This is a genomic window from Cetobacterium somerae (genome assembly GCF_022430525.1).
Taxonomy (GTDB): domain Bacteria; phylum Fusobacteriota; class Fusobacteriia; order Fusobacteriales; family Fusobacteriaceae; genus Cetobacterium_A.
Genome location: NZ_CP092519.1, coordinates 1,514,495 through 1,533,023, shown reverse-complemented (window position 1 = coordinate 1,533,023; position 18,529 = coordinate 1,514,495). Strand labels below are relative to the sequence as shown.

The following is an 18,529-nucleotide window of genomic DNA, read 5'->3' as shown; positions in this document are numbered from 1 at the left end:
ATGTACAAATATATAGTAAAAAGAATACTATTGTTAATACCTGTATTACTAGGAGTTTCATTCTTAGTGTTTACAATAATGTCATTTACACCAGGAGATCCAGCTCAGCTTATCCTAGGAGAAAGTGCTCCTAAAGAAGCCGTAGCACAATTAAGATTAGAAATGGGATTAAATGACCCTTTTATTGTTCAATATTTAAGATTTGTAAAAAATGCAGTAGTAGGAAATTTTGGACAATCTTATACGACAGGAAGAGAAGTGTTTGGAGAGATTTTTTCAAGATTTCCGAATACATTAATATTAGCAGTTTTAGGAATAATTATAGCTGTTTGCATTGGAATCCCACTAGGGATTATATCGGCAACGAAACAATATACATTAATTGACAGTGTTAGTATGATTGGAGCTTTGCTAGGAGTATCAATGCCTGTTTTTTGGCTTGGATTAATGTTAATTTTGACGTTCTCAGTTAATTTAAGATGGTTACCTTCTGGAGGATTTGATGGATTAAAAAGTTTGATACTTCCATCAATAACTTTAGGAGTGGGATCAGCAGCCATAATTACTCGTATGACTCGTTCTTCTATGTTGGAAGTTATAAGACAGGATTACATAAGAACGGCGAGAGCTAAAGGGGTAGCAGAAAAAGTTGTTATAAATAAACATGCTTTAAAAAATGCGCTAATTCCAGTTATAACAGTAGTAGGGTTACAATTTGGAGGGCTTTTAGGTGGAGCTGTTTTAACAGAGTCAGTTTATTCGTGGCCAGGTGTAGGAAGAATGATGGTAGATGCCATTAGACAAAAAGACACGCCAACGGTTTTGGCATCAGTAATATTCTTGGCAGTAACATTTAGTGTTGTAAATCTAGCAGTAGATATATTATACGCTTATGTAGATCCAAGAATAAAATCGCAATACAAATAAAGGGGTGAATAAAAGTGGCTACTATAAAAAATGAAAATGTGGGGAAAAAAAGAAGCCAATGGGCAGAATTATGGAAAAATTTAAAAAGAAATAAGATGGCCCTATTAGGTTTAGTAATAATAGTGATAATAGTATTGCTTGCAATATTTGCAGATCAAATTGCAAATTACGATCAAGTTGTAATTAAACAAAATTTAAGAATGAGATTAAAACCACCTTCAGCACAACATTGGCTAGGAACTGATGAGTTTGGAAGAGATATATTTGCTAGATTAGTTCACGGTGCTAGAGTATCTTTAAAAGTTGGTATATTAGCAGTAGGTATAGCCATAGCTATTGGTGGATTTTTAGGAGCTGTAGCAGGATATTATGGTGGGAAACTAGATAATATAATTATGAGAATAATGGATATATTTTTAGCTGTACCAAGCATACTTCTAGCAATAGCTATAGTATCAGCATTAGGTCCAAATCTTTTAAATTTAATGATTGCAGTAAGTATATCATCTATTCCAAGATATGCTAGAATAGTAAGAGCTTCAGTATTATCAATAAGAGATCAAGAGTTTATTGAAGCGGCAAGAGCAATAGGAGCAAATGATGCAAGAATAATATGCAGACATATTATTCCAAATTCACTAGCACCAGTAATTGTACAAGGAACATTAGGTGTTGCAGGTGCTATATTATCAACTGCAGGACTAAGTTTTATTGGATTAGGAATTCAACCCCCTGCTCCTGAATGGGGATCAATGTTATCTGGAGGGAGACAATATCTTAGATATGCGTGGTGGGTAACAACATTCCCAGGTGTATCAATAATGATAACAATATTATCTTTAAATCTTTTAGGGGATGGTCTAAGAGATGCATTAGATCCAAGATTAAAACAATAATTACAGTGGGGAGATGGACGTAAATGGAAAAATTATTAAATATAAAAAATTTATCTATAAATTATGAAGCAAATGATGAAAAGGTTATGGCAGTAACAGATTTAGAAATAGAGTTAGGAGAGGGAGAAACACTAGGACTAGTAGGAGAAACTGGTGCTGGGAAAACAACTACGGCATTAGGAATAATGAGATTAGTTCCAAATCCACCTGGAAAAATTATATCTGGTGAGATTAATTTCCAAGGAAGAAATTTGTTAACTATTTCAGAAGAAGATATGAGAGCTATAAGAGGAAGACAGATAAGTATGATTTTCCAAGATCCAATGACATCTTTAAATCCAGTATTGACTGTAGGAGATCAAATTGCAGAAGTAATACAAATTCATGAAAAATTATCAACGAAGGATGCAATGGAAAAAGCAAGCGAAATGTTAGAATTAGTTGGAATTCCAGGAAATAGATTAAATGATTATCCACATCAATTTTCAGGTGGAATGAAGCAAAGAGTTGTAATAGCGATAGCCTTAGCGTGTAATCCTAAATTATTGATTGCAGATGAACCTACAACAGCTTTAGATGTAACAATACAAGCTCAAGTTTTAGATTTAATGAATGATTTAAAAGAAAAATTAAAAACATCAATGTTGTTAATAACTCATGATTTGGGAGTAGTTGCACAAGTATGTGATAAAGTAGCAATAATGTATGCAGGAGAAATTATTGAATCAGGAACACTATATGATATATTTGAAAAACCGAAACACCCGTATACACATGGATTATTTGATTCAATACCTAGTTTAGATGAGGATGTAACTAGATTAAAACCTATAAAAGGATTGATGCCAGATCCTACAGATTTACCATCTGGATGTAGATTCCATCCTAGATGTCCATATGCACAAGAGGAATGTTCAAAAAGAAATCCAAGAACAACTATTGAAAATGGACATAAAGTAAAATGTTTAGCTTACGAAGGGGTAATAAATGTACCGGAGCTACAGGAGGGAAGAAATGGCAGATAAAATACTAGAAGTAAGAAACTTAAAAAAATACTTTAATACTCCAAAAGGACTTTTACATGCTGTAGATGGAGTTACTTTTTCAATAGAAAGGGGAAAAACTTTAGGGGTTGTTGGAGAATCAGGATGTGGAAAGTCTACTACAGGAAGAGTAGTTTTAAGACTTCTTGAAGCAACTGATGGAGAAATAATTTTTGAAGGCAAAAATATAAGAGACTATGGGAAAGCAGAAATGGTTAAATTAAGAGAAGAGATGCAAATTATTTTCCAAGATCCATATGCTTCTTTAAATCCAAGAATGACTATAAGTGAAATAATAGCAGAACCATTAATAATTCATAAAAAATGTAAAAATAAAGAGGAGTTACAAGAAAAAGTAGCTAAGTTGATGGAAACAGTAGGACTTAGTGAAAGATTGACAAACACATATCCTCATGAACTAGATGGTGGAAGAAGACAAAGAATTGGTATAGCCAGAGCGTTAGCACTAAATCCAAAATTTATAGTTTGTGATGAACCAGTTTCCGCCTTAGATGTTTCTATTCAAGCTCAAGTATTGAATCTTATGAAAGACTTACAAGAAGAGTTTGGCCTAACGTATATGTTTATAACTCATGATTTATCAGTAGTAAAACATTTTTCTGATGATATAGCAGTAATGTATTTAGGAGAACTCGTAGAAAAAGCTCCAGCAAAAGAGTTGTTTAAAAATCCAGTACATCCATATACAAAAGCTTTATTATCAGCAATTCCGATTCCGAGCATAAGACATAAAATGAGTCGAGAAAGATTGAAGGGTGAGATAACATCACCAGTTAATCCAGGAGTAGGATGCAGATTTAGAAAAAGATGTAGTATGGCAGTTCCAGAGTGTGGTAATTCAACACCAATTTTAAGAGAAATATCACCAGGACATTTTTATGCATGTCACTTAATAGGAAAAGAAGAGAAAAAAATAGAAGAATAAAAAGGATAACTCTAAATTAGATTAAATACTAATTTAGAGTTATTTTTATAAAGGAGGAATTTTATGGAAAAATTTAAAAGTAGAAAATATCATTTGACTTCAAAATTAGTCTTATTAAAAGCAATTAATGATATTTACCCATCATTTCAAGTCATATTTAGAAATTCTTTAAATAATGGAGTTTATGTAACAATAAGTGGAAAAAATTATGTTACAGAAGAAGAGATAAAAAAAATAGAAACTAGAATGAATGAAATAGTAGCGAAGAAAAAAATGATTAAAAAAATTCAATTTAGTTCGGAAGAAGTAACACAAAAACATTTGGAAAATATTAGAGAAGACTTAAAAGAACTTTTAGAAACGACAGGAATAATATCTTTTTTTGTATATGAATTGGATAATTATAGAACGTATTTTATAGAAGAATTGTATGATAATACTAAATATGTAGATATGTTTGAGTTGTATTCATATGATGAAGGATTTATCTTTAAAACTCCTAAAGAGATAAATGGGGTTATACAAATTCCGCCGATGATAGATGATATAAAATTAGCTAAAGTATATAAAGAAAGTTCTAAATGGAATGACATAATGGAAGTATCTTGCGTTGGAAGTTTAAATAGAATTAATTTACAAGGAGATATAATAGAGTTAATTAGAGTTAATGAAACTCTTCATGATAAAAAAATAACTAATATAACTGAAAAGATATTAGAGGATAGAGAGATAAAAATAGTTACAATAGCTGGTCCAAGCTCATCAGGAAAAACAACTTTTAGTAACAGGTTAAAATTACATTTAATGGCTTCAGAAATAAGACCATTAATGATATCTTTAGATGATTATTATGTAAATAGAGATCAAATTCCTATTGACGAAAATGGAAAAAAGGATTTTGAAACAATAAAAGCTCTTGATATAGAACTTTTAAATAAAAACTTGAGAGATTTAATGCTTGAAAGAGAAGTAGAGATTCCAAAGTATGACTTTACAAGTGGTCAAAGAAAAGAAAAAGGGGAAATAGTAAAAATATCTAAAAATACAATTATAATTCTAGAGGGAATACATGGTTTAAATAATAGTTTGATTGAAGGGATTTCTCAAAGTCACATTTTTAAAATTTATATTAGTTGTTTAACTCAATTGAATATAGATGCCCATAATAGAATAAAAACTAGTATTGTAAGAAAAATGAGAAGAATAGTTAGAGATAGTATTTCAAGAAATTTTGATGCAGAAGAAACTTTAGAGATGTGGAGTAGAGTTAGAAAAGGAGAAAGTAAAAATATATTTCCATATCAAGAGAATGCTGATGTTATATTTGATACAAGTTTGGCTTATGAAATAGGTGTTTTAAAACCAGCTGTAGAGAGAGAGTTAATTAAAATAAAGATGAGTAGTCCACACTATGATGAAGCTAGAAAACTTTTAAGATTATTAAGTTATTTTACAACAATTTCAGATAGATATGTACCAGATGAATCTATATTAAAAGAGTTTATAGGCGGAAGTTATTTTTATAATTATTAAATAAATTGTTAGGAGAGCGATGAGGCTCTCCTAAGTTTAATTACTTTTAGAATAATAAATAATTTTATCAATAATGGATAAAGCTTTTTTATGCTCTAAAACATTATGAACACGAATTATTTTTGCTCCATTGAGAATGCCTAATGTATTAACAGCAATAGTTCCCTCAATTCTATCGTTAGGATTAAGATTTAAATCTTTTCCTATGAAACCTTTTTTAGAAACACCTAATAAAATAGGAGCTATAAAATTAAGCTCTTTTAAACGATTTAAAACTTCAATATTTTCATCATAACCTTTTCCAAATCCAATTCCAGGATCGATTATAATTTTATTTGGATTAAGTCCATTTTTTTCTGCGATTTCAAAAGTTTTTTTAAAAAATTTTTTCATAGAAAGAATGATATCTTCTTCATAAATTTTTGAATTTTGATTATGCATAGCAATGACAACACAATTATACTTTGCAGCAATTTGAGCCATTTCGCCATTGTCTTTTTGAAGGCCCCAAACATCGTTTATAATATGAGCGCCAGCTTTAATTGCTGCTTCAGCAACTTCAGCTCTGTAAGTATCAATAGATATAACGCAATCTAATTCTTTTGATATTTTTTTTATAATTGGAATAACTCTATTTATTTCAGTTGTTAAATCAACCTCTTCATGTCCAGGTCGAGTTGATTGTCCGCCTATATCAATGATGTGAGCTCCTTGAGCAACTAAAGTTTTGGCATGTTCGAAAGCTAAATCAACAGAATTAAATTTTCCACCATCAGAAAATGAATCAGGAGTAACATTTAAAATCCCCATAATTAGAGTTTCTTTATTTAAAATAAAAGTTTTACCTTGAGATGAAAAAATCATAATAACCTCCTATAAAGATTTATCAAGTATTCTTTTTAATGTTGAAATATATTTATTTTCTAAAGGATGAATAACATTTGGAGCGATTTCGTTTAATGGATCTAGAACAAATGAACGCTCACACATCCAAGGGTGAGGGATAGCTAAATTTTCCTCTTCAACAATTAGATTGTTAAAAAGTAAGATATCGATATCAATAACTCTAGGTCCCCATTTTATTTCACGTACTCTTCCCATTATAATTTCGATGTCAAGAAGCTTTTCCAAAAGTTCTTCTGGAGTAAAAAGAGTTTCAATTTTAAGGCAAGCATTTAAAAAGTTATCTTGTATAACGTCACCAAAAGGTTCGGTTTCTAAGAAATTGCTGACCTTAATTACTTGAGTATTTTCAAGGTTTGATATATGAGAGATAGCAGTATCTAAATTAAATTTTAAATCTCCAATATTTGTACCTATAGAAAGGTATGAGATATTTCTAGAACGTGAAATTTCAACTGCGACATAATCAAAATGCTTTTTAATAGGAGCCCAAGGTTTTTTTATTTTAACGGTAACGTTTTTAATAAGAGAATATTTTATAAGAATCTCTCTAGCAATTGCTTCAGCAAGAGCTTCAATTAAGTCGAATGATTTTGAAAAGAAAACTTTTTCTACATCATCAGAAACGAATCCATAGTGTGTAGAATGGTTTAAATCATCATTAACACCAGCTTTTCTAGTACAAGTTTCCATTTCAATAGAAATAATAAATTTTTGTTGTAAAAATTTTTCTTCAGCAAAAACTCCGTGATTTCCTATAAATTCTAAATTTTTAATATATATTTTATCCATAAAATTCTCCCTCTAATTTTTAACTAAAGTTAAAAATTCTGTTTTTAAACTATTGTTAGTGTTGAAAATACCTTTTGATGATGTTGTAGTAACTTTAGTACCAATAGATTTTACTCCCCTCATAGTCATACACATATGTTCGGCTTCTATTAAAATGTATACTCCTTGGCATTCAAGTCCCTTATAGATTGTTTCGGCAATTTCGTCGCAAAGTCTTTCTTGTAACTGTGGTCTTTTACAATAAGCTTCAATAACTTTTATAATATCTCCAAAACCGACAATTTTGTTATTAGGAATATATCCAATGGAAATTTTACCAAAAAAAGGTAAAAAATGATGTTCACACATTGAATAAAAAGATATATTTTTTTCGATGATTAAGTCATTATTTTGTATTGGAAATGTTCTTTTTAAAAAGTCATAAGGATTTAAAAGAAGACCTGAAAAAATCTCTTTATAAAAAGTTTCAATTCGTTCAGGTGTGTTTTCAATAACTTCATCAGAGATTAAGTTATTGTCGTTGTTTATTTCAAGAATTATATTTTTAATATGTGTTTTTAAGTTCATTAGATCACCTCGAAAGTTTGATATAAATTAATTATATCACAGAATACTAAAGGTAAAAAACTTAAAGTTTTGTAAAGAAAAAATGCTTGACAAAAAATATAAATATAGATATAATATGTTGGTGATATTATGGAATTGAATGAGATGTTAGAAGTCTCTATTCTGCTTGACTATTATAGAAATCTTTTAAGTGATAGACAAAAAGAATATTTGTTAGAGCACTTCGAGGAAGACCTATCTCTTACAGAGATTGGAAAGAAGTATAATGTAAGTAGACAAGCTGTCTATGATAACATAAGAAGAGGAATAAAAATTTTGAGAGATTATGAAGAAAAGATAGGATTTCATAAAAGAGATTTAGAATTACTATCACAGTTAAAAGAGCTGAAAAAAGATTTCACAATTAAAAAACTGGATGAAATAATCGAAAAAAACTTTTAGTAGGGGTGGCCATGTTAGAAAATTTAGGAAATAGATTCCAAGACATAATGAAAAAAGTAAGAGGTCATGGAAAACTAAGCGAAAGTAATATAAAAGAGGCTTTACGTGAAGTTAGAATGTCTTTACTAGAGGCCGATGTAAACTACAAAGTTGTTAAAGATTTTGTTGCAAAGATTCAAGAAAAAGCTATTGGAGCTGAAGTTTTAACTGGAATTAATCCAGGGCAGCAATTTATAAAAATAGTAAATGATGAGTTGGTAGAGTTATTAGGTGGTACAAACTCTAGACTTACAAAAAGTGCTAAAAATCCTACAGTAGTAATGCTTGCGGGACTTCAAGGTGCTGGAAAAACAACTTTTGCAGGTAAATTAGCAAAATACTTAAAAAAACAAGGTGAAAAGCCATACTTAATAGGAGCGGACATTTATAGACCTGCTGCTATGAAGCAATTGGAGGTTTTAGCACAACAAGTTGGTGTTGATGTTTACTTTGAACTTGGAAGTAATGATGCTGTTGGAATTTGTGAAAGAGGTTTAGAAAAAGCAAAAGAAGCTGGAGCAACATATTTAATTATAGATACTGCTGGAAGATTACATATAGATGAAAAATTAATGGAAGAGTTAAAAGAGGTTAAAAAAGTTGTGAGACCTCAAGAAATTCTGCTAGTAGTTGATGCGATGATAGGACAAGATGCAGTAAATCTTGCTCAGTCATTTAATAATGCATTAAGTATTGATGGAGTTGTACTTACAAAATTTGATGGGGATACTAGAGGTGGAGCAGCTTTATCTGTTAAATCTGTAGTTGGAAAGCCTATTAAATTTGTAGGAATGGGAGAAAAACTTGATGATTTAGAGTTGTTCCATCCCGAAAGATTAGCTTCAAGAATTCTTGGAATGGGAGATGTAGTTTCTTTAGTTGAGAAGGCGCAAGAAGCAATTGGTGAAGAGGATGCTAAATCTCTTGAGGAGAAAATTAGAACTCAAAAGTTTGATTTAGATGATTTCTTAAAGCAATTACAAAATATAAAAAAATTAGGTTCTCTAGGAAACATATTAAAAATGATTCCTGGTATGGGACAAATTGGGGATTTAGCACCAGCTGAAAAAGAGATGAAAAAAGTTGAGGCTATTATTCAATCAATGACTAGAGAGGAAAGAAAAAAACCTGAAATATTAAAAGCTAGTCGTAAGCTAAGAATTGCAAAAGGTAGTGGAACAGAAGTTGCTGACATAAATAAGCTACTGAAACAATTTGAACAGATGAGAGAAATGATGAAAATGTTCTCAACTGGAAAGTTCCCACAACTTCCTGGAATGGGTGGAAGAAAAGGTGGAATGAAGTTTCCATTTTAAATAGAGAAAAATAGAGGCAATACCAAAAATAAAAAAATAGAAATATAAAAGGAGAAGTGATTTTAGATGTTAAAATTAAGATTAACTAGAATGGGAAGCAAAAAGAGACCTGTATACAGAATAGCTGCAATGGAAGCTTTATCAAGAAGAGATGGAAAAGCAGTAGCTTACTTAGGAAACTACTATCCATTAGAAGAAGGAAAAGTAACTCTTAAAGAAGAGGAAATTGTAAAGTTCCTTATGAACGGAGCGCAACCTACAAGAACAGTTAAGTCATTATTAGACAAAGCTGGAGTTTGGGCAAAGTTCGAAGCTGCAAAGAAAAACTAATTGTAAGAATTTAGGTGCCTGTAAAGGCACCTTTTTTTTCTGTTTGTGTTAGACATTGATTATTAAAATGTGGTATAATACAAGGTAAATTCAACTATGAAAAGGAGATGGATTAATGGATACACTCTTTAATAGAATTGCAAAAGAAATGGGATTAAAAGTTGAACAAGTTGCAAATACAATAAAACTTTTAGATGAAGGGTCAACAGTACCATTTATAGCAAGATATAGAAAAGAAGTTACTGAGAATTTAGATGAAACAAATATTTTAAAAATATCAGAATTAATAACTTACTTAAGAAACTTAGAAATAAGAAAAGAAGAGGTTATTAGATTAATCGAAGAACAAGGAAAGTTAACAGATGAGTTAAAAAATCAAATACTTTTAGCTGAAAAACTTCAGATGGTTGAAGATTTATATTTTCCTTATAAGAAAAAAAGAAAAACAAAAGCAGATGTAGCAAAAGAACAAGGATTAGAACCTTTAGCTGAAAAAATTTATCAATTAAAAGCTTTAGATGAACTTGAGAAAGAAAGTTTAGCATTCATAAATGAAGAGGTAGAAAGTGTAGAAAAAGCTATTGAAGGAGCAAAATTAATTGTAGCTCAAAATCTTTCAGAGACATTAGAGTATAGAGAGAGATTAAGAGAAGATATGCTGAAAAAAGCTATTATAATTGCCAAGAAAAGTAAAAAAGCAGAAGAGCTTGATACGAAACAGATATATAAAGATTATTATGAATATACTGAACCTGTAAAAAAAGCTTTATCTCACAGAATTTTAGCTTTAAATAGAGGAGAAAATGAGGGAGTATTAACAGTTTCTTTAAATTTTGAAGAAAAAGATAGAGATAGTGTAGAAAGATACTTATTAAAAGATTTTAAAAATAAAGAGTTAAACTTTTTACACAAAGAAATTATAGTTGATGCTTTAGATAGATTGATTTTACCTTCTATTGAAAGAGAAGTTAGAAATATTCTAACAGAAAAAGCAGAAGATGAGGCTATTATAGTATTTAAAGAGAATTTAAAAAATCTTCTAATGCAACCGCCACTTCATGAAAAAAATATATTAGCTTTGGATCCTGGTTATAGAACAGGATGTAAAGTGGCAGTTATAGATAAAAATGGATTTTTTAGAGAAAATACAGTGTTTTATTTAGTAAAAGAAATGCATCATGAAAATCAGCTAAAAGATGCTGAAAGAAAAATGAGAGATTTCATAAAAAAATATAACATAGATATAATTGTTATTGGAAATGGAACTGCTTCAAGGGAGACAGAAAGTTTTGTAGCTAAAGTTTTAAAAACTATAGATAGTGATGTGAAATATCTAATTGGGAATGAGGCAGGAGCATCGATTTACTCAGCTTCTAAAATAGCAGTTGAAGAATTTCCTGATTTAGATGTAACAGTTAGAGGAGCTATTTCAATAGGAAGAAGAATTCAAGATCCTCTAGCAGAGTTAGTAAAAATTGATCCGAAATCTATTGGAGTAGGTATGTACCAACATGATGTTAATCAAAAAAGATTAGATCAATCTCTTACAGAAGTTATAGAGTTAGTGGTAAATAATGTCGGAGTAAATGTAAATACAGCTTCATGGGCACTACTTTCATATGTTTCTGGAATTAAGAAAAGCGTTGCAAAAAATATTGTAGATTATAGAAAAGAGAATGGGAACTTTAAGAATAGAAAAGAATTATTAAAAGTTAAAGGCTTAGGAGCTAAAGCTTACGAGCAAATGGCTGGTTTCTTAATTATTCTTGATGGTGAAAATACTTTAGATAATACAATAATACATCCAGAGTCTTATAAAATTGCGGAAGAAATATTATCATCTGTTAACCTTTCTTTAAAAGAGTACGGAAAGAATTTAGTTAAAGCTAAAGAAATTTTAAATGGATTTGACTATAAAAATTTTGCTCTAAAAAATAACTATGGATATGAAACGGTAAAAGATATCTATGAAGCATTAGTTAAAGAAAGAAGAGATCCCAGAGATAGCATCCAAAAACCACTTTTGAAATCAGACATATTAAATATAGATAATCTTCAACCAGGTATGGAATTAGAAGGTACAGTAAGAAATGTAATTAAGTTTGGTGCTTTTATAGATATAGGATTAAAAAATGATGCATTACTTCACATCTCAGAAATATCAGATAAGTTTATAGATGATCCAAGTAAAGTTCTTTCAGTGGGTCAAATCATAAAAGTTAAAATAAAGGATATAGATAGAGCGAGGGAAAGAGTAGGCTTAACTAAAAAGGGGCTTTAAGGGATGAGAATAAGAAAAGATTCCTTGTTAATAAAAATAATTTTTTATAATGATATAGCGATATTTTTAACATCAATTTTAATTGCTATTGTTGTAATTCTGACATCTTTCCAAGATATGGAGCAGAGAATTGAAGATACAACTAAAAATAAGATGAACCTTCTTATGGGAAATTATAAGTCTTATTTTGGAGAGATTAGAAATGATGTTTATAAAGAAATTGGAAAATATAGAATCAGTGAAGGGAATCAAGAAATAGCAGAAATGCTAAAATATAATTTATTAAAAGAAGATTTTAGAAATTATTATAATTCTGTAGTAACAATTTTATCTTCTGATGGTGAGTTATTAGGAGAATATGGAAATAAAGGAAATTTAGGAACACTAAATGAAGATAATATTCATATTTTATTAGAAACATCTAACAAAAAAGAATTTGAAGAAACAGGGTATTATTTAGCACAGGTAGACAATAAAATTTATGGAAGAGTAGTTATTCCTTATGGAAATGAAACAACAACTTACTATTTAGTAGTTTCAATTCCTATAAATAGAGATTTTTTAACTTCTTTAACAGACGGATTAGAGCTAAGTTCTAAAGATAGAGTATATTTTGTGACTAATAGTCCTGATAAAGATGAGCTTCAAGCTAAGTTTTTCTTTTCAAATAGAACGTATAAAGAGATTTTAAGAAAAGATTATAAAAACTATTATTTGAATAAAAAAATCAATGGTTTATCATATTATGTTGGAATTTATAATTTAATAGGTTATAATGATAGTTATTTAGGAAGTTTTATACTCTCTTTATCAAAAGAAAGATTAACTGAAGAGAAACTAATGACATCTATTTATATAGGAGTTTTAGTCCTTTTAATAATGATTATTAGCTCAACTGTTTCAAGTAAGGTATTCAGAAAATTATTGATGCCTCTTACTCAAATAGCAGATTTAGCTGATCAAATTTCAAAAGGTGAAAAAGTTGAAGATATAAAAGTGATTGGGCAAGGAGAAATAAGAACACTATCAATTTCTTTTAAAGAAATGATTGAAAAATTAAATATTGCTCAAGAAGATTTAACTATTCAAAATAAAGAGTTAGTTAGAAATATTGAAAGAATTGAAGCTATAGATAAACTTCTAATGGGAATGAACATAGAACAAGATACGTTTAAGACTATAAAAAAGCTAGTTTCTGGATTCACCTCAGAAGTTGGACTTGGATATAGTAGAGCAATGTATTTTAGATATAGTAGAGAAAATGATTACTTGATTGGTGAAGAAGTTGCTATAAATCGTAGTTTGAAAGAAGAAAGCAAAAAAGGTTTTAAGTTTCAATTGAAAAATTTAAAAGAATTAGTTCTATTTGCAAAAGTTCCTGTAAATAATGATAATTTATTAGCAAAATCTTTTAAAGAACAAAAGATAATTTATAAAAATGATGCTGGATATAAGTATGATTTAGGAAATGATGTATTAAAAGCTATTGGGTTAAAAAATTTCTTTATTTTTCCAATACATGGAGCTGGAAAATTTTCGGGTGTAGTTGTAGTAGATAATTATGCGAAAGATATTAGGATTAATCAAGAAGAATTAGAATTGCTAAATCTACTTTCAATGAATTTTTCAATTGGAATAAATAATAAAGAAACAATTTTAGATACCTTAGAAAGTGAAAGAGTACTAACTATAGAAAAGTTAGCTACAAGATTTTTAAGGTTAAGAGGAGAAGTTGTTGAAAAATTATTAAAATGTGTAGATTCAGAAAATCCAGGAGAAAAAATAATAGAGGAATTAACAACTATAAAGCCATATCTAGCAAGAATTAAAGAGGATAATGAATCATTGAAAATTTATTCTGAAGAAGCTGAAGATAGATATGAGCGTGTTAGTTTAGATAAAATAATAAATGAGACAATTGCAGAGTATAGTCAAAAATTTAAAAGTGAAAATATTTCAATTTCATTTTTTAATGCTACAACTGGAAGTGTCTTGGGTAGTAGAAGAAAGTTAAAAAAAGTAATAAAAGAGCTTATAGATAATGCATGTAACGCTCTCTTAGATAAACAAAACAATAGAAGAATAGATATAATTCTTTCTAAACGAAAAATCAATGAAAAAATAGAATTGAAAATTATTGATAATGGTATTGGCATGTCAGCTAAGCAATTAGAAGACATCTATGAACCATTTATAAGTTATTCTCCTCAAACCTTAGGGTTAGGATTGTTTTTCGTCCATAAGGTGATAAAAGACCATGGTGGAGTAATAAAACATTTTTCAGAAGAGGGGAATAGTACTGAAGTAAAAATAACTTTAAATGCATATAAGGAGGAAGTCTAATGGAAGAAAAAGATTACGGGAAAACGTTGAACCTTCCGAAAACAAGTTTCCAAATGAGGGCAAACTTACCAACGAAGGAACCAAACATCTTAAAAAAGTGGGAAGATGAAAAAATTTATGAAAAGGGATTACAAAAGGGAAGTAAAACATTTATACTTCACGATGGACCTCCATACGCAAACGGTGGAATCCATATAGGTCATGCTTTAAATAAAATATTAAAAGATATAATTTTAAAGTATAAAAGATTATCTGGATACACAGTGCCTTACGTTCCGGGATGGGATACTCATGGATTACCGATAGAATTAAAGGTAAGTGAGGAATTAGGTGCAAAAATGAAAGAAATGTCACCTCTTGAAATCAGAGAGAAGTGTACAGAGTATGCTAAAAAATGGGTAGAAATTCAAAAAGAAGGATTCCAAAGATTAGGAGTTTTAGGAGAGTGGGATAAGCCATACTTAACTTTAAATCCTGAGTATGAAGCAAAGCAATTGGAAGTATTTGGTGAGCTTTATGAAAATGGATATATTTTTAAAGGATTAAAGCCAATTTACTGGTCGCCAGTAACAGAAACAGCTTTAGCAGAAGCTGAAATTGAGTATAAAAATCATGTTTCGCCATCTATTTATGTAAAGATGGAAGCAAACAAAGAGATTATGGATAAGTTAGAAATGACAGAACCATTATATCTAGTTATTTGGACAACTACTCCATGGACTTTACCTGCAAATACAGGAATTGCTTTAAATGGAGAGTTTGAGTACGGAATATATAAAACGGAAAAAGGAAATCTAATTTTAGCAAAAGTTTTAGCAGATAAGGCATTTAGTGACATGGGAATAAAAGAAATGGAGCTAATAAAAGAGTTTGTTGGAGCTGACTTAGAAAACTTAACATACAAACATCCATTCTTAGATAGAACAGGAAAAGTAGTGTTAGGAACACATGTAACTGCTGAAGCAGGAACAGGAGTTGTACATACTGCACCTGGACATGGTCAAGATGACTATGTTGTAGGAGTTAGATATGGATTACCAATCATTTCTCCAATTAATAATAAAGGAGTATTAACAGAGGAAGCTGGGCAGTTTGCAGGATTATTCTATAAAAAAGCAAATAAAGTTATAGCAGAGCACTTAACAGAAACAGGGCACTTATTAAGCTATAAAGAGTTTGAGCACTCTTATCCTCATGACTGGAGATCAAAAACTCCAGTAATCTTTAGAGCAACTGAGCAATGGTTTATAAGATGTGAAGGTTCAGATTTAAGAGAAAAGGCATTAAGAGCTTTAGATGATGTTAAATTTGTTCCAGAGTGGGGAAGAAATAGAATAGGTTCTATGTTAGAGACAAGACCTGACTGGTGTATCTCAAGACAAAGAACATGGGGAGTACCAATTCCTGTATTCTATAATGAAGCAACAGGAAAAGAGATATTTGAAAGAGAAATTTTAGATAGAGTTATTGAACTTGTTAAAAAAGAAGGATCAGCAGCTTGGGTAAAATATTCGGCTGAGGAATTAATTGGAGAAGATCTACTGGTTAAGTATAATCTAAAAGGATTAGAATTAAGAAAAGAAACAAATATAATGGACGTTTGGTTTGACTCAGGAGTATCTCATAGATCAGTTCTAGAGACTAGAGAGGGACTACACAGACCGGCTGACTTATATTTAGAAGGATCAGATCAACATAGAGGATGGTTCCAAACATCACTATTAACATCGGTTGGATCAACAGGAGATGCACCATTTAAAATGTTATTAACTCACGGATTTGTAAATGACGGAGAAGGTAAGAAAATGTCAAAATCTGTAGGAAATGTTGTGGCTCCTCAAGATATAATCAAAGTTTATGGAGCAGATATACTAAGATTATGGTGTGCATCAGTTGACTATAGAGAAGATGTAAAAATATCTGATAATATTTTAAAACAAATGGCAGAAGCTTATAGAAGAGTAAGAAATACAGCTAGATATATATTAGGAAACTCATCAGATTTTAATCCGTTAACAGATGCAGTAGCTTATGAGGACTTAATGGAAATTGATAAGTGGGCATTAAATAAGTTAGAAAGATTAAAAAGAGTAGTAACAGAATCATATGAAAAATATGAGTTCTACAACTTATTCCAAGAAATTCATTATTTCTCAGGAATTGATATGTCAGCATTCTACTTAGATATAATAAAAGATAGATTATATGCTGAAAAAGCTGATTCTAAAGAAAGAAGAGCAGCACAGACAGTAATGTCAGAAGTTTTAGTAACATTAACTAAAATGGTAGCACCGATACTATCATTTACAGCTGAAGAGATTTGGGAAACTTTACCAGAATCATTAAAGGATTCTGAGTCAGTATTATTAACTGACTGGTATGTAAACAATGATCAATACTTAAATGATGAATTAGATACAAAGTGGGAAGAGATTGTAAAGTTAAGAAAAGATGTTAATAAAACATTAGAGTTAGCAAGACAAGGTGAAAATAAGATAATAGGAAACTCTTTAGATGCAAAAGTTATTTTAAGTGCAGATAATGCAGAATTAGCAAGATTCTTAGAAGATAACAAAGAGATTTTAGAAGAAGTATTTATCGTTTCTCAATTAGTAATTGCTAATGAAAAAGATGATTCATTTGTAAAAGGTGAGGAGCAAGAAGCTTTATTTGTAAAAGTTGAGCATGCAGATGGAGAGAAGTGTGAAAGATGTTGGAAATACTCGACAGAGTTAGGAACTAATCCAGAGCATCCAACAGTATGTCCAAGATGTACATCAGCACTAGTTGATTAATTATTCAAAGAGGTGAGCTGTGTTATATATAGGGATAATATTTTTATTAGTATTCTTAGATCAAATATCCAAATATGAAATAGACACTTGGTTAGTAGAAGGAGAAACTTTCCCAATTTTGGGAGAGTTTTTCCATCTAACTTATGTAAAAAATAGAGGAATAGCTTTTGGAATGTTTCAAGGAAAACTTGATATAATCTCTATTTTAACAATTGTAGTAATATTTGGATTAGGTTTTTACTTTTTTAAAAATAGAAATAAATTTTCAGTTATTGAGAAGTTAGGATATTCATTTATTTTAGGTGGAGCAATTGGAAATATCATTGATAGAATCTATAGAGGATTTGTTATTGATATGATTGACTTTAGAGGTATATGGGTATTTGTATTTAATCTAGCTGATGTTTGGATAAATATAGGAGTTATTTTAATAATAGTAGATAGCTTACTAGATAGTAAAAGGAAAAAGAAAGATTAGGAGGAAGTGAAATGACATTTCAAGAGATGATATTTGCTCTTCAGCAGTATTGGAGTTCAAAAGGGTGTATCATTGGAAATCCATACGATATAGAAACAGGAGCTGGAACATTTAATCCGAATACATTTTTAATGTCTTTAGGACCAGAGCCATGGAATGTAGCATATGTTGAGCCATCAAGAAGACCAAAGGATGGTAGATATGGAGAAAATCCAAATAGAGTTTATCAACACCACCAATTTCAAGTTATAATGAAACCATCACCAGACAATATTCAAGAGCTTTATTTAGAATCATTAAAAGTTTTAGGAATAGATCCTTTAAAACATGATATTCGTTTTGTTGAAGATGACTGGGAGTCACCGACGTTAGGAGCATGGGGATTAGGATGGGAAGTATGGCTAGATGGAATGGAAGTAACTCAATTTACATATTTCCAACAAGTTGGAGGATTGGAGTTAGAAGTTGTTCCTGTTGAAATAACATACGGATTAGAAAGATTAGCATTATATATTCAAAATAAAGAAAATGTGTATGATTTAGAGTGGGCACCAGGAATTAAATATGGAGATATGAGATATCAGTATGAGTATGAAAATTCAAAATACTCATTTGAAGTAGCAGATTTAGAAAGCCACTTTAGATGGTTTGATGATTATGAAAAAGAAGCTGATAGAGCATTAAATGAAAATTTAGTAATGCCAGCATATGACTATGTTTTAAAATGTTCTCACACATTCAACGTTCTAGACTCAAGAGGAGCAATCTCTACAACAGAGAGAATGGCTTATATTTTAAGAGTTAGAAACCTAGCTAAGAGATGTGCAGAAGTATTTGTACAAAATAGAAAAGAACTAGGATACCCTTTACTGAAAAAAAAGTAAAAGGAAAAAAGAGGA

16 protein-coding genes are annotated in these 18,529 nt (G+C 30.1%); 13 read left to right on the top strand and 3 right to left on the bottom strand.

Annotated features, from left to right (window positions below; genetic code table 11):
• From nikB to MKD34_RS07035, 5 genes are all read left to right on the top strand, one after another.
• Positions 1–927, top strand: a complete 927-nt coding sequence (gene nikB / locus MKD34_RS07055; RefSeq protein WP_240218858.1) for a nickel ABC transporter permease — start codon at positions 1–3, stop codon at positions 925–927.
• Positions 928–950: 23 nt separating this feature from the next.
• Complete coding sequence (nikC, locus tag MKD34_RS07050) at positions 951–1,823, top strand: nickel transporter permease (protein WP_407933863.1); 873 nt, start codon at positions 951–953, stop codon at positions 1,821–1,823.
• Between the two features lie 23 nt (positions 1,824–1,846).
• A complete protein-coding gene (locus MKD34_RS07045; protein ID WP_240218856.1) occupies positions 1,847–2,848 on the top strand; it encodes an ABC transporter ATP-binding protein in 1,002 nt (333 codons plus the stop codon).
• Complete coding sequence (locus MKD34_RS07040) at positions 2,838–3,812, top strand: ABC transporter ATP-binding protein (protein ID WP_240218855.1); 975 nt, start codon at positions 2,838–2,840, stop codon at positions 3,810–3,812. The genes MKD34_RS07045 and MKD34_RS07040 overlap by 11 nt, the downstream gene beginning before the upstream one ends.
• A 63-nt stretch (positions 3,813–3,875) precedes the next feature.
• Positions 3,876–5,345 (top strand): uridine kinase family protein, encoded by a 1,470-nt coding sequence (locus MKD34_RS07035; RefSeq protein ID WP_240218854.1) that lies wholly within the window; start codon positions 3,876–3,878, stop codon positions 5,343–5,345.
• Between the two features lie 36 nt (positions 5,346–5,381).
• Here MKD34_RS07035 and folP read toward each other — a convergent pair whose 3' ends face one another.
• From folP to folE, 3 genes are read right to left on the bottom strand one after another with little or no spacing between them, the layout of a single operon-like run.
• Positions 5,382–6,209 (bottom strand): dihydropteroate synthase, encoded by an 828-nt coding sequence (gene folP, locus MKD34_RS07030; RefSeq protein WP_240218853.1) that lies wholly within the window; start codon positions 6,207–6,209, stop codon positions 5,382–5,384.
• Between the two features lie 9 nt (positions 6,210–6,218).
• Positions 6,219–7,040: a 2-amino-4-hydroxy-6-hydroxymethyldihydropteridine diphosphokinase gene (gene folK / locus MKD34_RS07025; protein WP_240218852.1), complete on the bottom strand. Its 822-nt coding sequence runs from the start codon at positions 7,038–7,040 to the stop codon at positions 6,219–6,221.
• A 12-nt stretch (positions 7,041–7,052) separates the two neighbouring features.
• Positions 7,053–7,607 (bottom strand): GTP cyclohydrolase I FolE, encoded by a 555-nt coding sequence (folE, locus tag MKD34_RS07020; RefSeq protein ID WP_240218851.1) that lies wholly within the window; start codon positions 7,605–7,607, stop codon positions 7,053–7,055.
• Positions 7,608–7,736: 129 nt separating this feature from the next.
• Here folE and ylxM point away from each other — a divergent pair, with 129 nt between their 5' ends.
• The 8 genes from ylxM to glyQ all read left to right on the top strand — a co-directional run bounded on the left by ylxM (position 7,737) and on the right by glyQ (position 18,514).
• Positions 7,737–8,048, top strand: a complete 312-nt coding sequence (gene ylxM / locus MKD34_RS07015; protein ID WP_023051403.1) for a YlxM family DNA-binding protein — start codon at positions 7,737–7,739, stop codon at positions 8,046–8,048.
• Positions 8,049–8,059: 11 nt separating this feature from the next.
• Complete coding sequence (gene ffh / locus MKD34_RS07010; RefSeq protein ID WP_240218850.1) at positions 8,060–9,403, top strand: signal recognition particle protein; 1,344 nt, start codon at positions 8,060–8,062, stop codon at positions 9,401–9,403.
• Between the two features lie 66 nt (positions 9,404–9,469).
• The gene (rpsP, locus tag MKD34_RS07005; RefSeq protein ID WP_023051405.1) at positions 9,470–9,733 is read left to right on the top strand and encodes a 30S ribosomal protein S16; all 264 of its coding nucleotides are present in this window, start codon (positions 9,470–9,472) and stop codon (positions 9,731–9,733) included.
• 115 nt (positions 9,734–9,848) lie between these two features.
• On the top strand, positions 9,849–12,014 hold the full coding sequence (locus MKD34_RS07000) for a Tex family protein (protein WP_240218849.1): 2,166 nt from the start codon (positions 9,849–9,851) through the stop codon (positions 12,012–12,014).
• Positions 12,015–12,017: 3 nt separating this feature from the next.
• Positions 12,018–14,357 carry a sensor histidine kinase gene (locus MKD34_RS06995; RefSeq protein ID WP_240218848.1) on the top strand — a complete coding sequence of 780 codons (2,340 nt, stop codon included), beginning with the start codon at positions 12,018–12,020 and terminating at the stop codon, positions 14,355–14,357.
• A complete protein-coding gene (gene ileS, locus MKD34_RS06990) occupies positions 14,357–17,152 on the top strand; it encodes an isoleucine--tRNA ligase (protein ID WP_240218847.1) in 2,796 nt (931 codons plus the stop codon). The genes MKD34_RS06995 and ileS overlap by 1 nt, the downstream gene beginning before the upstream one ends.
• Positions 17,153–17,171: 19 nt before the next feature.
• Positions 17,172–17,630, top strand: coding sequence for a signal peptidase II (gene lspA / locus MKD34_RS06985; protein ID WP_023051409.1), 459 nt, complete (start codon positions 17,172–17,174; stop codon positions 17,628–17,630).
• A gap of 11 nt (positions 17,631–17,641) precedes the next feature.
• Entirely contained in the window at positions 17,642–18,514 is an 873-nt protein-coding gene (glyQ, locus tag MKD34_RS06980; RefSeq protein ID WP_023051410.1) for a glycine--tRNA ligase subunit alpha, read from the top strand.
• Positions 18,515–18,529 lie beyond the last annotated feature (15 nt).

What these genes read in the sequence shown, in the direction of transcription:
- folK (WP_240218852.1), bottom strand. Translation starts at nt 7,040, where the DNA reads ATGGATAAAATATATATTAAAAATTTAGAATTTATAGGAAATCACGGA.
- ileS (WP_240218847.1), top strand. Translation starts at nt 14,357, where the DNA reads ATGGAAGAAAAAGATTACGGGAAAACGTTGAACCTTCCGAAAACAAGT.
- folP (WP_240218853.1), bottom strand. Translation starts at nt 6,209, where the DNA reads ATGATTTTTTCATCTCAAGGTAAAACTTTTATTTTAAATAAAGAAACT.
- MKD34_RS07035 (WP_240218854.1), top strand. Translation starts at nt 3,876, where the DNA reads ATGGAAAAATTTAAAAGTAGAAAATATCATTTGACTTCAAAATTAGTC.
- MKD34_RS07045 (WP_240218856.1), top strand. Translation starts at nt 1,847, where the DNA reads ATGGAAAAATTATTAAATATAAAAAATTTATCTATAAATTATGAAGCA.
- nikB (WP_240218858.1), top strand. Translation starts at nt 1, where the DNA reads ATGTACAAATATATAGTAAAAAGAATACTATTGTTAATACCTGTATTA.
- MKD34_RS06995 (WP_240218848.1), top strand. Translation starts at nt 12,018, where the DNA reads ATGAGAATAAGAAAAGATTCCTTGTTAATAAAAATAATTTTTTATAAT.
- folE (WP_240218851.1), bottom strand. Translation starts at nt 7,607, where the DNA reads ATGAACTTAAAAACACATATTAAAAATATAATTCTTGAAATAAACAAC.
- ffh (WP_240218850.1), top strand. Translation starts at nt 8,060, where the DNA reads ATGTTAGAAAATTTAGGAAATAGATTCCAAGACATAATGAAAAAAGTA.
- MKD34_RS07000 (WP_240218849.1), top strand. Translation starts at nt 9,849, where the DNA reads ATGGATACACTCTTTAATAGAATTGCAAAAGAAATGGGATTAAAAGTT.
- rpsP (WP_023051405.1), top strand. Translation starts at nt 9,470, where the DNA reads ATGTTAAAATTAAGATTAACTAGAATGGGAAGCAAAAAGAGACCTGTA.
- glyQ (WP_023051410.1), top strand. Translation starts at nt 17,642, where the DNA reads ATGACATTTCAAGAGATGATATTTGCTCTTCAGCAGTATTGGAGTTCA.
- ylxM (WP_023051403.1), top strand. Translation starts at nt 7,737, where the DNA reads ATGGAATTGAATGAGATGTTAGAAGTCTCTATTCTGCTTGACTATTAT.
- MKD34_RS07040 (WP_240218855.1), top strand. Translation starts at nt 2,838, where the DNA reads ATGGCAGATAAAATACTAGAAGTAAGAAACTTAAAAAAATACTTTAAT.